Raw genomic sequence first — 16486 nt, 5'->3', positions numbered from 1 at the left:
TGCCCGGGCCTGCGTCGCCCTGGTGGCACGGCCCTGCCCGGCTCGCGCACCTGTCCCGGTCGTACGGCCACGCCGCCACCCCGGCGGCAAGGCCACGACCCCGGCCCGAACCGCCCCGGTGGCAAGGCCCTGCCCGGCGGTGAGGCTGTGCCTCGGCTCGTACCCCCGTTCAGCCGCGAGGCCGTGACCCGGGGCCGCGCTCCCGTCCCGGCGGTCAGGACACCCCCGCTCGCGCCCCGCCGAACCCACCTGGAGGATCCACCCGGTGACCCCCACCCTGCACCCCCCGACCGTCCTGGTGCTGCGCGCGCTGGGGCTCGGTGATCTGCTGGCCGGTGTGCCCGCGCTGCGCGGGATCCGGCGGGCCTTTCCCGAGCACCGGATCGTGCTCGCGCAGCCGCCGGGGCTCGGCGCGCTCGCCCTGACCACCGGCGCGGTCGACACCGTCTTCCCGGCCGAGGCGCCGGGCCGGGCGGTGCCCTCTCTCACCCACTGGCCGGGACCGCCGCCCGACCTGGCGATCGACCTGCACGGCAACGGCCCCGAGAGCCGGGACGCGCTGGCCGCCCTGCGCCCCGCCCGGCTGCTCGCCCACGCCTGCCCGGACGGCCCGCCCTGGCGCGCCCAGCTCCACGAACGCGACCGCTGGTGCGCCTTCCTGGACGCCTACGGCATCCCGGCCGACCCCCTGGACCTCCGCCTGCCCCCGCCCCGCACGCCGTCCCCGGCGCCGGGCGCGGTGGTGGTGCACCCCGGGGCGGCGTCGGGTGCGCGCCGCTGGCCGGGGGAGCGGTTCGCCACGGTCGTACGGTGCCTGCGCGCCGCCGGACACCGGGTCGTGCTCACCGGCGGACCGGGCGAGGAGCCCCTGGTCCGTTCCATCGCCGAGCGCAGCGGGCAGCACACGGCCGACGTGCTCGCCGGCGGGCTGCCCCTCGCCGAGCTGTCCGCGCTGGTGGCCGAGGCGTCCCTGGTGCTCAGCGGCGACACCGGCCTCGCCCATCTGGCGGTCGCGCACGGCACCCGCTCGGTCACCCTGTTCGGGCCGGTGTCGCCCCGCCTGTGGGGCCCGCCGCCCGGCCCCGACCATGTGGCCCTGTGGCAGCCCGGCCCGCCCGGCGACCCGCACGGCCGCACCCCCGACGCCCGTCTGCTGCGCATCGGCACCGGCGAGGTGGCCGCCGTATGCCTGACCCTGCTGCGCCAGGCCCGCCCGCACGCCGAACGGGAGACGGCACATGCCCGCTGACCACGCCCACGGCGACGCCCCGCGGCCCGCCGCCGCACCGCCGACGCCCGCACCGGCCGCGGAGCAGCGCCCGGCCCGGGCGGCGGCCGGCAGGCGGCCGGTCTCCGCCGAGCAGGCGGCCCGGCTCCCGGGCCGGGCCGCGGGCGGCGACCCGCGGACCACGGTCGCGGTGATCACCCGCGACCGCTGCGCCAGCCTTCTGCGCACCCTCGACGCGCTGGCCGCACTGCCCGAGAAACCGCCCGTCATCGTCGTCGACAACTCCCGGGACGACACCACCCGCAGGGCCGTCCTCGGCCACCCGGCCGTCAGCCGCCTGCTGCGGCCCGCCGCCAACACCGGCGCCGTCGGCCGCAACCTGGCCGTGCGCCACGCCCGCACCCCCTACGTGGCCTTCAGCGACGACGACTCCTGGTGGGAGCCGGGCAGCCTGGGCAGGGCCGCCGACCTGCTCGACAGCCACCCCAGGCTGGGTCTGCTCGCCGCCCGCACCCTGGTCGGCGAAGAGGGCGCCGACGATCCCCTCAACGCCGTCCTCGCCGCCTCCCCGCTGCCCGGCGAGGCCGATCTGCCCGGACGTCCCGTCCTCGGCTTCCTCGCCTGCGCCAGCGTGGTCCGCCGGGCGGCCTTCCTCGACGCGGGCGGCTTCCACCCGCTGCTGTTCTTCGGCGGCGAGGAGACCCTGCTCGCCTACGACCTGGCCGCCCACGGCTGGGGCGTCAGCTACGAACCCGCGCTGTGCGCCCGGCACCACCCCGAACAGCAGGGCGGCCGCACCGGCCGGCCCTACCTCGTCCAGCGCAACCACGTCCTCACCCGCTGCCTGCGCCGCCCCTGGCCCGTCGCCCTGCGCGCCGGTGCCGACCTGGCGCGGGCCGCCGCGGCCGACCGCCCGGGCGCGCGCCGCGCCCTGCGCGAGACCCTCGCCCGCCTCCCCGCCACCCTCGCCCGCCGCCACACCCTGCCCCCGCACGTCGAAGCCGCCGCCCGCCTCCTGGACCGGCAGGCGGACACACCCGCCGAGGAAGGCGCGCCCCCATGACCGGGCCCGGACCCGACGGCCGTACGACCGTCGTCCTGATCACCCACAACCGGCGCGACGAACTCCTGCGCACCCTCACCCTGCTGCGCCGGCTCCCCGAACGCCCCCGCGTGATCGTCACCGACAACGCCTCCGGCGACGGCACCGCCGAGGCCGTCGCCCGGGACTTCCCCGAGGTGACGCTGCTGCGCCCGGGCCGCAACCTCGGCGCCGTCGGCCGCAACCTCGCCGTCCAGCAGGTCGACACCCCGTACGTCGCGTTCTGCGACGACGACACCTGGTGGGAGCCCGGCAGCCTGCGCCGCGCCGCCGACCTGCTCGACCCCCGGCCCCGGCTCGCCGCCGTCACCGGGCGGATCCTCGTCGAGCCCGGCGGCACCGAGGACCCCGTCGTGCGCGAACTGCGCGAGTCCCCGCTGCCCGGCCCCGGCTGGCTCCCCGGCCCCGCCCTCGGCTCCTTCCTGGCCGCGGCCACCGTGCTGCGCACCGACGCCTTCCGCGCCGGCGGCGGCTTCCACCCCGGCCTCTGGCTCGGCGGCGAGGAGGAGCTGCTCGCCTGCGACCTGCTCCGCCAGGGCTGGTGGCTCGCCTACGCCGAGGACCTCACCGTCCACCACCACGCCTCCCGGCTGCGCGACGGCACCGCCCGCCGGGTCCTCGGCATCCGCAACACCCTGTGGTTCACCTGGCTGCGCCGCCCGCTGCCGTCCGCGCTGCGCCGCACCGGGCACCTGATCCGCACCGTGCCCCGGGGCACCGCCTCCGCCCGCGCCTTCGCCCGGGCCACCGCCGGACTGCCCTGGGTGCTGCGCCAGCGCGATCCGGTGCCGCCCGAGCTGGAGCGCCGGCTCGCCGTGCTGGAGCGGGCGCGCCGGAACTCACCCGCCCGGCGGTACGTCGGCTGACCGCGTGCCGCCGCCCGGACTGCGACACGCCCGGACAGTCGTTGCGCCGGGCCCCGGGGCGGGGCACAGTGATCCCCCGGTCAGGACGCGGCTGGATGATCCTTCCCCCCGCCCAGGAAGCGTTGCCCATGGAAAACGGCCGACAGCCCCGTGCCCGCCCGCGCCCCGGCGGCCCCGCCCCCCTGCTCCTGGAGACCGTGCCGGAGCACCGCCCGGAGACCGGCGCGGTCAGTGTCCTGAAGGCCCGGGGCACGGTCGACGCCGCCAACGCCCAGGACTTCGCCCGGGCCCTCGCCGAGCACATCGAGGACGCCGACCGGACCGGCGCCCACCCCCTGCTGGACCTGACCGAGGCGTATCTCGCCTGCCCCGCCGCGGTGCGGGCGCTGGACCGGGCCACCGCGGTCCTGGCCTTCTCCGGCCGCGCGCTGGCCGTCGTACAGCCACGGCCGCACGTCCGGGAGGCGCTGCGCGCCGCCGGGCTGCCCGGCGTCCGGGTGCACGCCACGCCGGCGGCCGCCCTGGACGCCCTGGAGGTACGAGGACCGGTGGCACCGGCGGGGCAGGGCGGGGAGCGCGACCCGGCCCGGCGCGGTTGATGGCCGGGCCCCCGCCGGGCAAGGTGGATCACGGTCAGGCAGCGGCCGATCGAGTTCCTTGCGACGTCCTGTCCGGGTGATGCCATGAACCCCGCTTCCGGCCGGCCGGGCACCCCGGCCGCGCTCGTCATCGAGTCCTCCGTCGTGGAGGGCCTGCCCGCCGAGGGCGCCCTGCTGCTGCGCATGTCCGGGAACCTGGACGCCGACGCGGCCGAGACCTGGTCGGAGGAGCTGCGCGACCATCTGGAGCGCGCCGACCGCGCCGGACTGCGCCCCGTCCTCGACATGGCGCATGTCCAGCTCGGCGGCGCCGCGGTGCTGCGCGCGCTCAGCGAGACGACCCGAACCCGCTCGGGCCGCCCCGACCTGATCATCGTCCGGGCCCGGCCGGGCGTCCGCGAGGCGGTGCACCTGGCCCGGCTGGACGGCGTCCGGCTGTACGCCACCCTCGACGAGGCGCAGCGCGAACTGGCCCGCGCCGCCGCCCGGGTGGAGGAGCTGCCCGCCTGGCGGTCGCAGCTCGCCGACCCGCTGCGGCCCTCGTACGAGGACCTGCACAAGGAGGTCCGGGCCCTGCGCGCCCGGGTGCGCACCGCGCCGGTGATCGGCATGGCCCAGGGCACGCTCATGGTCCGCTACGGCCTGCCCGACTCGGGCAGCGCCTTCCGGGCGCTGCGGGAGGCCTCGCAGCGGTTCAACGTGCCGCTGCGGGTCCTCGTCTCCGCCGTGGTGGCGGCCCGGCCCCCGGAGGGCGGGGAATGGTTCCCCGGCCGCCGCCCGCTGCCCGTGCCCCCGCTGCGGATCCTCGCCCGCGGCGGCCGGGACCCCCGCTACCGGCGGCAGATGGTCGACGCCGTGCTGCACGAGGCGCTGGCCATCGGACAGGCGCCGGCCGGATACGTGCGGTTCGTCGACCCCGCCGTGCACACACTGGTGCTGGAGACCCAGTACGGCTGCCCGGACGCCTTCCTCGACCTGCTGGCACGCGGCCGGGACGAGGGCACGGCCGACGGGCTCGCCCGGGCGCGGGGACGCCGGGTGAGCGTGCCCGACGTGGCGGCCGACGCGCTCCTGTCCGAGGAGAGCCGGTGCGCCCTGCTCACCACGGGCACCCACGCCCTCCAGAGCCTCCCGGTGCTGTCCGCCGCGGGTTCCTGCACCGGCGCGATCACCCTGCACTGGCCGGAGCCCGGGCACCGGCCCTCCGCCGCCCAGGCCGAGGCCTTCGGCGTGCTGGCCGCCGACACCGCGGCCTGGCTGAGCTGGTACCACCGCACGGTGCTGCTGGACGCACTGGAACACCTCCACCACACCCTGGCCGCCGCCGCCCCTGGCGGCTCCCCGGCGGGTGCGTCACCCGCCGCCCCGGGGGAACCCGGAGCCGCGAGGAGCACGCATCACCCGGAGGGGGTCCGGCACATGTCCAATCCGCAGCAGCCCGAACAGCGGCGCAGTGACAAGGGAGGCGCCACCCCGCAGGACAGCGGCGAGCTCAGGGCCCGCCAGCAGGCGGGCAAGGGCACCGGCGCCCACCCGCACGGCACCGACAAGGGGAAGAAGGGCGGGGGAGAGGGCGGCGGAGTGCCTCCGGCACAGCAGCCCGAGCACCCCTGACCTCGGCGCCGGGTCCGGGCCCGCTGTTGCGGCGCCCGGACCCGGCGTGTGCTCCGGCGCCCGGACCCGGCGTACCCTCCCGCGTATGCGCATCTCCGTCTCCTCCGACATGGACGAACCCGTGGCCCGCCTCCTCGTGGCGGAGCTGCGGCGCCGCGGCCACGAGGTACGCGCGCACGGCGCGCTGCGGCCCGGGGCCGACCCGCAGTGGGCGGTCTGCTCGGAGGCGGCCGCCCGGGACGTGGCCCAGGGCGCGGCGGACCAGGCGGTGGTGTGCTGCTGGACCGGCACCGGGGCCTCCATCGCGGCCAACAAGGTGCCCGGCGTCCGCGCGGCCCTGTGCACGGACGCGGTGACGGCGGACGGAGCGCGCCGCTGGAACGACGCCAACGCGCTGGCCCTGAGCCTGCGCCTGACCTCCGAACCGCTGCTCAAGGAGATCCTGGACGCCTGGTTCGCGGCCGAACCCAGCCAGGACCCCGAGGACCGGCAGAACGTGGCCCGCGTCGACCGCCTGGACACCGCCCGCAAGGACTCCTAGGCGGGTACGGCGGCCGGCGCGGGCCGGGCGTGCGTCGGGAGGGTGTGGGTCCGGGCTCAGTGGGCGCCCAGTCCGCCACCGCCGAACGAGCCGCTGGACCCTCTGCTCCAGCGCGGGCGCTGCTGGTTGGCGCTGGTCTTGGAGTCCATGTTGCTCAGCTCGTACGGGGTGAGCGCGCGACCGCCCTTGGGGACCTTGGGAATCTCGGCGGCCTCCCTGTTCTCCCGCACCTCCCGCACCGGTCCGTCCGGCGGCAGATGAGGCTGGTCCTCGGGCCGCGGCCGGGGGGACTCGCGGTACCTGACCCGGGAGGTCATCCAGAAGCCGCCGGCGAGCAGCGCCAGCACGGCCATGGCCACGATGAACAGCACAAGGCTCATCAGGCCGCTCGCTGCGGCCAGCTGCGTCGATGCGGTAGTCATAGGAATGGGGTACCCAGCCCAGAACGGGATGAACCGGACATAATTATGTGTCCTGTAGCGGGCCGTCCGGAGAGGTTTGCGGGCTGGTGCCCCGGCTACCCGCAGGGGGTGACCCCGACGGCTTCGCAAGCGCAGCTCTACCGGTTCCTCGAGGACCGTTTCACCTGTGCCCAGGCGTGCACGGAATGCGCCCGGGCCTGCGCCGTGCGCGCCAGTCTGGTTGACCCGGACGGAACCGAGCGCCGGGAGCGGGTGCGCCGGCTCGGCATCATGTGCGCCGAGGTCTGCGACGCCACCTGCCGGGCGCTGTGCGAGGAGAACCGCCAGGACGAGGAGTCGATCCGGGTACGGCTGGAGTGGTGCCGTTCGGTCTGCCTCGAATGCGCCCATGCCTTCGACGCGCAGTCCGGCGCCGAGTCGGCCGCGGCGTCCTGCCGCGCCTGCGCGGCGGCGTGCACGGACTTCCTGGAGACCCTCAGATGACCGGTGAGGTGACCGGCCTTCCCAATTTCTGAAACACGTTCTACGGTGTGCGCCGTCAGGACCACCCTTGGGGACCCTGGAGGCGCCGTGCACCTCGACCACACGCCCGAGCAGCAGCGGCTGCGCGCGGAACTGCGCGCCTACTTCGCTGACCTGGTCCCGGACAACGTCTACGCCCGGTACGCCGACCCGGCCGAGCAGAAGCGGTTCTACCGCGCCACCATCCGCCGGCTCGGCACCGACGGCTGGCTCGGCGTGGGCTGGCCGAAGGAGTACGGCGGGCGCGGGATGACCGCGATGGAACAGTTCATCTTCTTCGACGAGGCCGCGCAGGCCGGCGTACCGCTGCCGCTGATGGCGCTGAACACCGTCGGGCCGACGCTGATGCGGTACGGCACCGAGGAGCAGAAGGCGTACTTCCTGCCCCGCATCCTCTCCGGGGAGATCGACTTCGCGATCGGCTACAGCGAGCCCGGCGCCGGCACCGACCTCGCCGCCCTGCGCACCAGGGCCGTACGGGACGGCGACACATATGTCGTCAACGGCCAGAAGATCTGGACGACGAACGGCGACACCGCCGACTGGGTCTGGCTGGCCGTGCGCACCGACCCCGAGGCGCCACCGCACCGGGGCATCACCATGCTGCTGGTGCCGACATCCGACCCCGGCTACTCCTGCACCCTGATCACCACCCTGGCCTCCCACGACACGACCGCCAGCTACTACGAGGACGTCCGCGTCCCCGTCTCCCGCCGGGTCGGCGAGGAGAACCAGGGCTGGCGGCTGATCACCAACCAGCTCAACCACGAACGCGTCACCCTCGCCGCCCACGGCACCATGGCCGTCCGCGCCCTGCACGACGTCCAGCGCTGGGCCCTCCAGACCAAGCTCGGCGACGGCCGCCGGGTCGCCGACCTCGCCTGGGTGCGCCGGCTGCTCGCCCGCACCCACACCCGGCTCGAGGCCCTGAAACTCCTCAACTGGCAGATGGTCACGGCCGTCCAGGACGGCACCCTCACCCCGCAGGATGCCTCCGCCGTCAAGGTCTACGGCTCCGAGGCCCGCCGGGACGCCTACGCCTGGCTCATGGAGATCGTTGCCGCAGCCGGCCCGCTGAAGGAGGGCTCGGCGGGCGCGGTCCTCCACGGCGAACTGGAACGCGGCTACCGCTCGGCCGTCATCTTCACCTTCGGCGGCGGCAACAACGAGATCCAGCGCGAGATCATCTCCTGGCTCGGCCTGGGGATGCCCCGGGTGCGGCGCTAGCCTGCTGTGACCACCGTCTTCAGTTGTCACAAACCGGGGATGGTTGGCACCAAGATCACCGAATGTCTCAGGGTACGCGGCCCACACCGCCCTTGACGGTGGCGCTACGACGTGGCGAACGGCCAGCAGTCAGTTCGGTTCGGCGGTGAGCCGGTGTCGTGCGCAGGTGGACGTGTGTCTTCTTCAGGTGCTCAAGTGCGCCGTGAAGTGCATGGACCGTTTCGGGGACGACGGACGCCTGCGACGTCGCGGCGGCGCAGGCGACGCAGGCGTCGGTGAGGCGCCACAGACCTCCCCCGCACTCGCGGATCAGCAGGAGCTGGATTGGCCCGTGGGATTGGTCCGTGGCAGCCGCGGTGCCGGGAGTGCCACGGACAGCCTCGGTCGTGGCACTGACACGTCCGCAAATGTGCGGGAAGTGGACTTCGCGGCGGTTGGGCAACTTCCCGCAGGCTTTCACCCATCTGTCACTGATCATGGCAGCCACCACCCTGGATGACGCCCTCGACCAGCAGGTCAGCCGCCGGTGGCGAAGCCAGGGAAGAGGGTCATGCCGCCGTCCACGTAGAGGGTGGTGCCCACTACGTAGTCCATGAGGTCTGAGGCGAGTCCGACGGCCGCGTGGGCGATGTCGTCTGGATCACCGACGCGCCCGTAAGGGATCAGTTGCAACAGGTCCTTCTCGGCATCGGGAGTGTCCCAGGCATCGCGATTGATGGGCGTCCTGATGGCGCCCGGAGCAATCGCGTTGACCCTGATCCTGTGGGGTGCGAGTTCCTGGGCGAGTGTCGCCATCATCATCTGCACGCCGCCTTTGGAGGCCGCGTAGTTGACGTGGCCGGACCAGGGGATGAGCTGGTGCACCGAGCTCATGCAGATGATCTTTCCTGCGGCTCGCGACACCTCCGGGACGACCCCCCGTCTCAGGAATTCCTTCGTCGCCTCACGCGCGCAGAGGAACTGGCCGGTGAGGTTCACGTCCAACACCTTCTGCCACTGGGCCGTCGTCATCTCGGTGAAAGCGGCGTCGCGCTGCAGCCCCGCGTTGGCCACGAGGATGTCGATGGTCCCGAATTCCTGGACCATCCGCTCGATCATCGCGACGACCTGGTCCTCCTGGGACACATCGGCCTCGTACGCCGCCGCGCGCACTCCAAACCCGGAGATCTCCTCGACCACCTGCTCGGCCTCTTCGCGTCCGGCGACGTAGTTCACGACCACGTCGGCTCCGGCGCGTCCCAGGCCGATGGCCGTCGCCTTGCCGATGCCCGAGTTCGCGCCGGTGACCAGTGCCTTCTGGCCTTTCAGCAGCTGCGCGGGAATGACACCCTGCGGGGCTCCCTGAGTCACGCTCACGCTGGTTCTCCTCCTCGGCTGGCCGGCCGCGGGACCTTTATGTGAGTCCGGTTGGCTCCTGTCGACACCGAACCATCCGGAAGCCGGGGCCACACGTCGGCCGCGGGCAGATTGCGCCGATCGGCCGAACACGGCCGGGCCTGGACGCGGGATCCACTCCAGCCGACAGGGCAGCCCTTTTCCGGGTGCGGGCCAGATATGCGCGGGATAGGCTGACTGGCAGGAAGGTCAGGATCTCTGAGCGGTTTACCCGCCGGTCGCCTTGTATGCGATAACCAGCTCTTTCTGCGGCGACCCGACAAGCGGGGTGCACCCTCCTCGCAGTCCGCCGAGGTGGGCAACGGCCAAGTCCTTCTCTCCAGCCGTCTCGCGCCTGGGGCGCCGCAATGGCGCCGGCTTCTGGGCCCGCAGCTTGCAGTCCCCGTGGAGGTTGGGATGCGAGTTGTCGTTGATCTTTCCCGATGCGAGGGGTATGCACAGTGCGCCTTCCTGGCTCCGGAAGCGTTCCGGATGCACGGTGAGGAAGCGCTGATGTACGACCCGAACCCCGACGACGCCCGGCGCGACCAGGTACTGCGCGCCGCGGCGGCCTGCCCGGTCCAGGCGATTCTGGTCGACCAGCTGGAGGGACGGGGCGCACCGGCAGAGGCGTCGACACCATGACCAGCGCCGACAATCTGCAAGCGTTCAAGCGTGACGGCCGCATCGTGGTCGTCGGGGCGTCACTGGCGGGACTGCGGGCCGCGGAGGCGTTGCGCGAGGAGGGTTTCACCGGGTCGCTGACCATGATCGGTGACGAGCTGGGCGAGCCCTACGACCGGCCTCCCCTGTCCAAGCAGGTACTGACCGGGTGGGTGCCGGCCGACGGGACCAAGCTGCCGCGACGTCGTGAGATCGACGCGGAGTGGCTGCTGGGCGTGCCCGCCAGCGGACTGGACCTGGCGACCAACCACGTGCGACTGGCCGACGGCCGTGAGGTGCCCTTCGACCGAGTTCTGATCTCCACCGGTGTCCGGGCCCGGCCGTGGTTCGTCGAGAGCGAGGCAGCCCTGGACGGGGTGTTCGTCGTGCGGACCCGCGAGCATGCCGAGGGTCTGCAGCGAGCCCTCGCCGCCGGACCCTCCCGGGTGCTGGTCATCGGCGCGGGATTCACCGGCTCCGAGATCGCGTCCATCTGCCGAGAGCGGGACATCCCGGTGACCGTCGCCGAACTCGCGCCGGCTCCGCTGGTGGGGGCGCTCGGCGCCATGATCGGTGAGGTCGCGGCGGACCTGCAGCGCGCCCACGGTGTGGACCTACGCTGCGGGGTCAAGGTGACCCGGCTGGAGGGCGACGCGCAGGGGCGGCTTCGCCGGGCCCACTTCGACGACGGCAGCACGGTCGACGCCGACGTGGCGGTGGTGGCGCTCGGAGGCATCCGCAACACCGAGTGGCTGCAAGGCTCCGGACTGGCGGCGGGCGTCTGGGGTATCGCCTGTGACACCGGCTGCCGCGCGATGGACCTCAACGGCCTGGTCACCGACGACATCTTCGTCGCCGGGGACGTGGCGCGCTGCCCGAACCCGGTCTACGAGTACCGGCTCATCTCGCTGGAGCACTGGGCCAACGCGGTGGAGCAGGCCGAGGTCGCGGCGCACAACATGGTCAGCGGCCAGGCGGACCGCTGGCCCCACCTGTCCATCCCGCGGTTCTGGTCGATCCAGTTCGGCGTCAACATCAAGTCCGTCGGCGTACCGACCTTCGCCGACGAGGTGGTCGTCGCCCAGGGATCGGTGCCCGATCACCGCTTCGTCGCCGCGTACGGCTACCGGGGCCGCGTCACCGCGGCGGTGAGCTTCAACAACGCCAAGTGGCTGGACCACTACCGCACGCTGATCGAGACGGCCGCACCTTTCCCGCCGCCCTGCCCCGCGGCTGACCAGCCCGTCGACATGAAGCCGGTGCCCGTGGACTTCCCCGGCCCCACCCTGCTCGCCCAGGGCGCCACCGTGGTCGTCACCGGTCACGACCCGAGCGAGCGACGCGTCACGGCCGTACACCAGCACCACCGGTAGGAGGGAAAAGGAGATGACCACGACCGAGACGCCTGGCATGCTGCGCCGGATCCTCGACTACTCCTCCCGGGCCGACCCGTACCCGCTGTACGCCGAACTGCGCAGGACGCCGGTGGCCCGGCAGGAGGACGGCAGCTACGTCGTCAGCACCTACCGCGAGATCACGGACCTCCTGCACAACCCGCACCTGAGCTCCGACGCCCGCAATCTCGCGCACCCGATGGCGGGAGCCGGGGAGCAGGCCACGCCCGCGTTCATCAACCTCGACCCGCCCGAGCACGACCGCCTGCGGCGCATGGCGATGCGCCATTTCGGTCCCCCGCACACCCCGGGGCTGGTGACGGGCATGGAACCGGCCCTGACCACCACCGTCAGCGGCCTGATCGACGACTTCGCAGGCAAGGAGCAGATCGACATCGTCGACGACTTCGCCTACCCGTTCCCCGTCGCCGTGATCTGCCACCTGCTCGGCGTGCCACGCGAGGACGAACCGAGGTTCCACCTGTGGGTGAACGACCTCATCAACTCGATCGACTACGACCCCAAGACCGATCCGAAGGAAAAGCTGGACAAGGGCGTGCAGGCCCGCAAGGACCTGCGGGAGTACCTCGGCGGGCTGCTGGAGCAACGCCACGGTGGGCAGGGTGACGACCTGTTGTCCCGGCTGGCCAACGACGACGGGCCCGACGGGCGGATGACCGACGAAGAGATCGTCGCCACCGCGAACCTGCTGCTGGTCGCCGGCCATGAGACCACCGTCAACCTCATCACCAACGGCATGCTGACGCTGCTGCGCAACCCGCCGGTGCTGCAGCGCCTGCGCGACGAACCCGACCTCGTCGTACCACTGGTCGAGGAACTGCTGCGTTACGAACCCCCCGTGCACATCATCCCCTGGCGGGCGGCCTACAGCGACATCACCGTCGACGACACCGTCATTCCCAAGGGTTCGCAGGTCATGCTCATCCTGGCCTCGGGCAGCCGTGATCCTAAGCGCTTCCACGAGCCCGACCGCTTCGACCCCGATCGCCGGGACAACCAGCACCTCGGCTTCGGCAGCGGCATCCACCTGTGCTTCGGCGGCCCGCTGGCCCGGCGGGAGACCCAGATCGCGCTGACCGAGCTGGTACGCCGCCTCGACCGGCCCGGGCTGGTCGCCGACCCGCCGCCGTACCGGCGCAGTCCCGTCCTTCGTGGTCCGATCCACCTGCACATCGAGCAAGGCGGCGCATAGCGCGCCCGCCGAGAACAGCAGCGCCAGACCGAGGATCTTGATGGGCGTGAAGCGGTCGATCGCCGCCATCCGCTTCGGGAGCTGCGCCTGGGTGGCGTCCTTGGGGCGGCGCTGCCACTGACGAGCACCGAAGACGGCAAGGAGTGCGCCCAGAACGAGTTAGAGAACCGGTCGCACTACCCTTTTGACCAGTGGCTTCAAGTTGGCGGAGGCTCAATGTCCGCAGGACCCGGCGGACTATGGCCTGGGCGTGCTACGGCGCGGCCACGGAGCCCGTGCCGGCTACGGCCGTGGCAGGTGTGAGGGCCTCCGCGATGCCTCGGTCGTCCTCGACGACCAACTCCCGTGTTTTCTCGGCCACGCCCGTGTCCCTGGCGCTCATGCCCGTCGTCCGCCCCCGTCGGCGGGGAGATCAGCTGTCCAAACCCGACACGCAGCCCGCCCTTCGCGCCGAATTCGACGGCAGACCGTTCGCCCCTGTAGCGCGCTGTCCGTCCCACCCCGTCGTACCGGCACGGAAGTCGGTCAGCCACCTGGCCGCCATGGGGTTCAGCCAGGGCGTGGTGCTCAGTGCATCCGGTTCAGCGCAGCCCGGAAGGCGGCGGATCCTTCGTGGTGCCCTACCCGCCCCGTCGGCCAAGTGCTCGTGCAGCTCCACTGCGGCTGTGCCTTCCCACAGGCTGCAGGCGGGTCAGTGGGGGGCCGGTCTGCTTCGCCTGGGCTGCGAACAGCATGTACGTGGCGTAGGCAAGGGCCTCGCCGTACATCGCGGTGTCCAGGTTGGTTTTCGTACGGGCGGAGCGCACCTGCGGCAGCCCGGCCTGAGGTCGCTCTCGTACCGCCTCGCGCAGGGCATCTTCGAGGCCGGCTGCCGCCTGTTCCTCGCGCAGCCGGGCGGCGTCGTCAGCGATCAGCATGTGGCCCACGCGGCCGTAGGCCCTCCGGCGGTTGGCGTTCGCGCCCCGGACCACGGACGACCGGGCAGACGGCCCGGGCCGCGACCGCGAGGCTGACGGGTCCCAGTAGCATCCCGCGATCTCGCAGCGCCCACATGACCCCGTGACCAGCGCGAAATCCTCGGGCGCCGTCCGAAGCAGCCCGGACACGGCGGCCACCATGACGTCTGGATTGGGTCCGGGCCCGTTCCACGCTCGACGCGACGATGTGCTCGGCCATGACCTCCTCGGCCGGACGGTCGGTACAGAAGGACGGTTGGGCCCCTCGTACAGCTCCCAGAGGGAGGCATGGGCGAGGCTGAGGGGCAGACCGTGCCGTGCCGCCTCGTCCACGGCCCAGTCGACCGCTGCCAGACTGGAGTCGGATCCGTCGACGCCCACGACGAGTGGGAGTTCCATAGCCGGCCACCGCCTTCTCGTCCGGCAGCCGAGATTCTCCTGTGAATACCGTCGCACCGCCTGCCCGGCGCCGCGACACGCCACCGAGCCGAGGCAGGGCGGCTCTCCGGCCGGTTACCGACCCGCCAGGTCCTCGCGCTCGCCGGAGTCCACCTGGTCTCCGGCTGGACCAGGTGAAGGCCGAGCTCGTCCGTCTCCGCAAGATCGTCGCCGGCGCTGCCGACACGGGGCAGAGGGACCATTGGACTCCCGCAGCTGCCCACGTGGCTCTGTCGGCGCGGCGCCGTACGGGAAATGCTGCGATCGTTGGACTTGAGGGGACGGCGAGGTTCCACATGCCGTCCGCTGTGCCGAAGGAGGCCGGTCATGAGTGCCGACGCCGATGTGAACGCCTCCCGGCCGCCCGCGTGCGACGAGCTCGTCATGGGCAAGGACGGCATGGCCGCGCTCGTGGACGTGCTGATCCGGCGCGGCTTCACCGTGGTCGGACCCACCGCGCGGGACGGCGCCATCGTCCTGGCGGAGCTGCGGTCGGCCGACGAGTTGCCGTACGGGTGGGGAGTGGAGCTGGAGGCGGGTCGGTACCGGCTGCGGGAGCGGTCGGACGGAGCGGCCTTCGCGAATGCGGCGGGCCCCCAGTCGTGGAAGTCCTTCCTGCACCCGGCGCGAGAGCGTCAGTGGAGCGCCGACCGCGAGGACGGCGAGCTGGTTTTCACGGCCGACCAGGCCACGCCGCCTCGGTATGCCTTCCTGGGGGTGCGCCCCTGTGATCTGCGGGCCATCGCCGTCCAGGACCGGGTACTGACCGGTGGGGCGTACCGCGACCACGGCTACGAGGGGCGGCGCTCCGGGGCCCTGTTGATCGTGGTCGAGTGCACGGAGCCCGGCGCCACCTGCTTCTGCGTCTCGATGGGCACCGGACCTGCTGCCGGTCCCGGCTACGACCTGGTGATGACGGAAGTGGCCGACGATGACGGGCACCGCTTCTGGGTCCGCGGCGGCAGCCGGGAAGGCGCGGAGATCCTGGCCGAACTGCCCGGCCGCCCGGCCGACCCGGAAACCCGGGAGACGGCTCGCGCAGGCGTCACGGCCGCCGCGGACCACATGGGCCGGACCATGCCCGAGGCAGACCTGCGGGAGCTGATGGCCGGAACCCTCGACGCCCCCCGCTGGGACGACGTCGCCGGGCGGTGCCTGACCTGCGGTAACTGCACCATGGTGTGCCCCACCTGCTTCTGCACCACCACCGAGGACGTCACCGACCTCACCGGGGACCACGCGGAGCGGTGGCGGCTGTGGGACTCCTGCTTCGACCTGGACTTCTCCCAGCTGCACGGCGGCCCGGTCCGTGCCTCCTCGCGCAGCCGCTACCGGCAGTGGATGACCCACAAACTCGGCACCTGGTACGACCAGTTCGGGTCGTCCGGTTGTGTGGGCTGCGGACGCTGCATCGTGTGGTGTCCGGTCGGTATCGACATCACCGAGGAAGCGGCCGCCCTGCACGACTGGACGCGGTCCGGGGGGCCGGCATCCGTGCCGGAGCCACCATGAGCACCGTGACGCCCCCGCTGCCGTATCGGGTCGCCGATACCCGGGACGAGACCGGCGACACCCGGTCGATCGAGCTGGTACCGGCAGGGGAAGGCCTGGTGCCCTTCTCGCCTGGGCAGTTCGCGATGATCTATGCCTTCGGGATCGGTGAGGTGCCTGTCTCCGCCAGCGCGCTGCGGGGCCGCCACGGGGGTCTCGTGCACACCGTCCGCGCGGTGGGCGCCGTCTCGACCGCGCTGTACCGGCTGCGCCCGGGGGACACGGTCGGGCTCAGCGGGCCGTACGGCACCGGCTGGGACCTCGAAGCGGCAGCGGACCAGGATGTGCTGGTGGTCGCCGGAGGCATCGGGCTGGCTCCGCTGCGACCGGTCGTACACGCGCTCTTGGGCCGACCGGCCGCGCACGGTCGCCTCGCGGTCCTCGTCGGTGCGCGGACGCCCGCCGATCTTGTCTATCGGGACGAGACCGACTGCTGGCGCAACAGGGCCCAGGTGGAGGTGACCGTCGACCGGCCCGGCCCGGGCTGGCAGGGTGCGGTGGGCGTGGTCACCACGCTCCTGGACCGCCTCGATCTGCACCCCGAACAGACCTGCGCACTGGTGTGCGGACCCGAGGTGATGATGCGTCACACCGCACGCGACCTCGTGGCACGGGGCCTGGCCCCGCACCGCATCCAGGTGTCCTTGGAACGCAACATGCACTGCGCCACCGGCCACTGCGGCCACTGCCAGCTCGGTCCGCTCCTGCTGTGCCGGGACGGGCCGGTCGTCGGCTACGACCGCGTGGCAGACCTGCTCCTCGTGAGGGAGCTGTGA

General features: G+C 73.0%; 17 protein-coding genes and 1 pseudogene. 13 read left to right on the top strand and 5 right to left on the bottom strand.

Going from position 1 to position 16486, the window contains the following annotated elements; genetic code table 11:
* The first annotated feature begins 265 nt into the window (after positions 1-265).
* From ACFVIU_RS07375 to ACFVIU_RS07350, 6 genes are all read left to right on the top strand, one after another.
* On the top strand, positions 266-1249 hold the full coding sequence (locus tag ACFVIU_RS07375) for a glycosyltransferase family 9 protein (RefSeq protein WP_385841189.1): 984 nt from the start codon (positions 266-268) through the stop codon (positions 1247-1249).
* Positions 1239-2291 carry a glycosyltransferase family 2 protein gene (locus ACFVIU_RS07370; RefSeq protein ID WP_385841188.1) on the top strand — a complete coding sequence of 351 codons (1053 nt, stop codon included), beginning with the start codon at positions 1239-1241 and terminating at the stop codon, positions 2289-2291. The genes ACFVIU_RS07375 and ACFVIU_RS07370 overlap by 11 nt, the downstream gene beginning before the upstream one ends.
* Entirely contained in the window at positions 2288-3196 is a 909-nt protein-coding gene (locus ACFVIU_RS07365) for a glycosyltransferase family 2 protein (RefSeq protein WP_385841187.1), read from the top strand. Before ACFVIU_RS07370 ends, ACFVIU_RS07365 begins: the two co-directional genes overlap by 4 nt.
* Before the next feature lie 128 nt (positions 3197-3324).
* Positions 3325-3795 carry an STAS domain-containing protein gene (locus tag ACFVIU_RS07360; RefSeq protein WP_385841186.1) on the top strand — a complete coding sequence of 157 codons (471 nt, stop codon included), beginning with the start codon at positions 3325-3327 and terminating at the stop codon, positions 3793-3795.
* An 84-nt stretch (positions 3796-3879) separates the two neighbouring features.
* Positions 3880-5409, top strand: a complete 1530-nt coding sequence (locus ACFVIU_RS07355; protein WP_385841185.1) for an ANTAR domain-containing protein — start codon at positions 3880-3882, stop codon at positions 5407-5409.
* Between the two features lie 85 nt (positions 5410-5494).
* Positions 5495-5950, top strand: coding sequence for an RpiB/LacA/LacB family sugar-phosphate isomerase (locus ACFVIU_RS07350; protein WP_385841184.1), 456 nt, complete (start codon positions 5495-5497; stop codon positions 5948-5950).
* Between the two features lie 56 nt (positions 5951-6006).
* Here the strand turns inward: ACFVIU_RS07350 and ACFVIU_RS07345 are convergent, their stop codons facing one another.
* Entirely contained in the window at positions 6007-6372 is a 366-nt protein-coding gene (locus ACFVIU_RS07345) for a DUF6479 family protein (protein ID WP_385841183.1), read from the bottom strand.
* Between the two features lie 108 nt (positions 6373-6480).
* On the opposite strand from ACFVIU_RS07345, the gene ACFVIU_RS07340 reads away from it, so the two are divergent.
* Both ACFVIU_RS07340 and ACFVIU_RS07335 read left to right on the top strand, forming a co-directional pair.
* The gene (locus ACFVIU_RS07340; RefSeq protein WP_385841182.1) at positions 6481-6855 is read left to right on the top strand and encodes a ferredoxin; all 375 of its coding nucleotides are present in this window, start codon (positions 6481-6483) and stop codon (positions 6853-6855) included.
* Positions 6856-6942: 87 nt separating this feature from the next.
* Positions 6943-8121 carry an acyl-CoA dehydrogenase family protein gene (locus ACFVIU_RS07335; RefSeq protein ID WP_385841181.1) on the top strand — a complete coding sequence of 393 codons (1179 nt, stop codon included), beginning with the start codon at positions 6943-6945 and terminating at the stop codon, positions 8119-8121.
* 516 nt (positions 8122-8637) lie between these two features.
* Here the strand turns inward: ACFVIU_RS07335 and ACFVIU_RS07330 are convergent.
* Positions 8638-9477: an SDR family oxidoreductase gene (locus ACFVIU_RS07330; protein WP_385841180.1), complete on the bottom strand. Its 840-nt coding sequence runs from the start codon at positions 9475-9477 to the stop codon at positions 8638-8640.
* Between the two features lie 435 nt (positions 9478-9912).
* On the opposite strand from ACFVIU_RS07330, the gene ACFVIU_RS07325 reads away from it, so the two are divergent.
* Genes ACFVIU_RS07325 through ACFVIU_RS07315 form a run of 3 tightly spaced genes read left to right on the top strand, consistent with a single transcriptional unit; the run spans position 9913 to position 12765 of the window.
* Complete coding sequence (locus tag ACFVIU_RS07325) at positions 9913-10140, top strand: ferredoxin (protein WP_385841179.1); 228 nt, start codon at positions 9913-9915, stop codon at positions 10138-10140.
* Entirely contained in the window at positions 10137-11531 is a 1395-nt protein-coding gene (locus ACFVIU_RS07320; protein WP_385841178.1) for an NAD(P)/FAD-dependent oxidoreductase, read from the top strand. The genes ACFVIU_RS07325 and ACFVIU_RS07320 overlap by 4 nt, the downstream gene beginning before the upstream one ends.
* Before the next feature lie 13 nt (positions 11532-11544).
* A complete protein-coding gene (locus tag ACFVIU_RS07315) occupies positions 11545-12765 on the top strand; it encodes a cytochrome P450 (protein WP_385841177.1) in 1221 nt (406 codons plus the stop codon).
* 253 nt (positions 12766-13018) lie between these two features.
* On the opposite strand, the gene ACFVIU_RS07310 is transcribed toward ACFVIU_RS07315, so the two are convergent.
* The 3 genes and pseudogenes from ACFVIU_RS07310 to ACFVIU_RS07300 form a co-directional block, all read right to left on the bottom strand.
* The gene (locus ACFVIU_RS07310; protein WP_385841176.1) at positions 13019-13147 is read right to left on the bottom strand and encodes a hypothetical protein; all 129 of its coding nucleotides are present in this window, start codon (positions 13145-13147) and stop codon (positions 13019-13021) included.
* Positions 13148-13385: 238 nt separating this feature from the next.
* The gene (locus tag ACFVIU_RS07305) at positions 13386-13682 is read right to left on the bottom strand and encodes a hypothetical protein (RefSeq protein WP_385841360.1); all 297 of its coding nucleotides are present in this window, start codon (positions 13680-13682) and stop codon (positions 13386-13388) included.
* 306 nt (positions 13683-13988) lie between these two features.
* A pseudogene (locus tag ACFVIU_RS07300) lies at positions 13989-14120 on the bottom strand (universal stress protein); the annotation flags it as partial.
* A gap of 366 nt (positions 14121-14486) precedes the next feature.
* On the opposite strand from ACFVIU_RS07300, the gene ACFVIU_RS07295 reads away from it, so the two are divergent.
* Positions 14487-15671, top strand: a complete 1185-nt coding sequence (locus ACFVIU_RS07295; RefSeq protein WP_385841175.1) for a 4Fe-4S dicluster domain-containing protein — start codon at positions 14487-14489, stop codon at positions 15669-15671.
* Complete coding sequence (locus ACFVIU_RS07290) at positions 15668-16486, top strand: FAD/NAD(P)-binding protein (RefSeq protein ID WP_385841174.1); 819 nt, start codon at positions 15668-15670, stop codon at positions 16484-16486. The genes ACFVIU_RS07295 and ACFVIU_RS07290 overlap by 4 nt, the downstream gene beginning before the upstream one ends.

This window comes from Streptomyces sp. NPDC127190, assembly GCF_042672505.1.
Lineage (GTDB): Bacteria > Actinomycetota > Actinomycetes > Streptomycetales > Streptomycetaceae > Streptomyces.
This window is presented reverse-complemented; position numbering and strand designations above follow the sequence as displayed.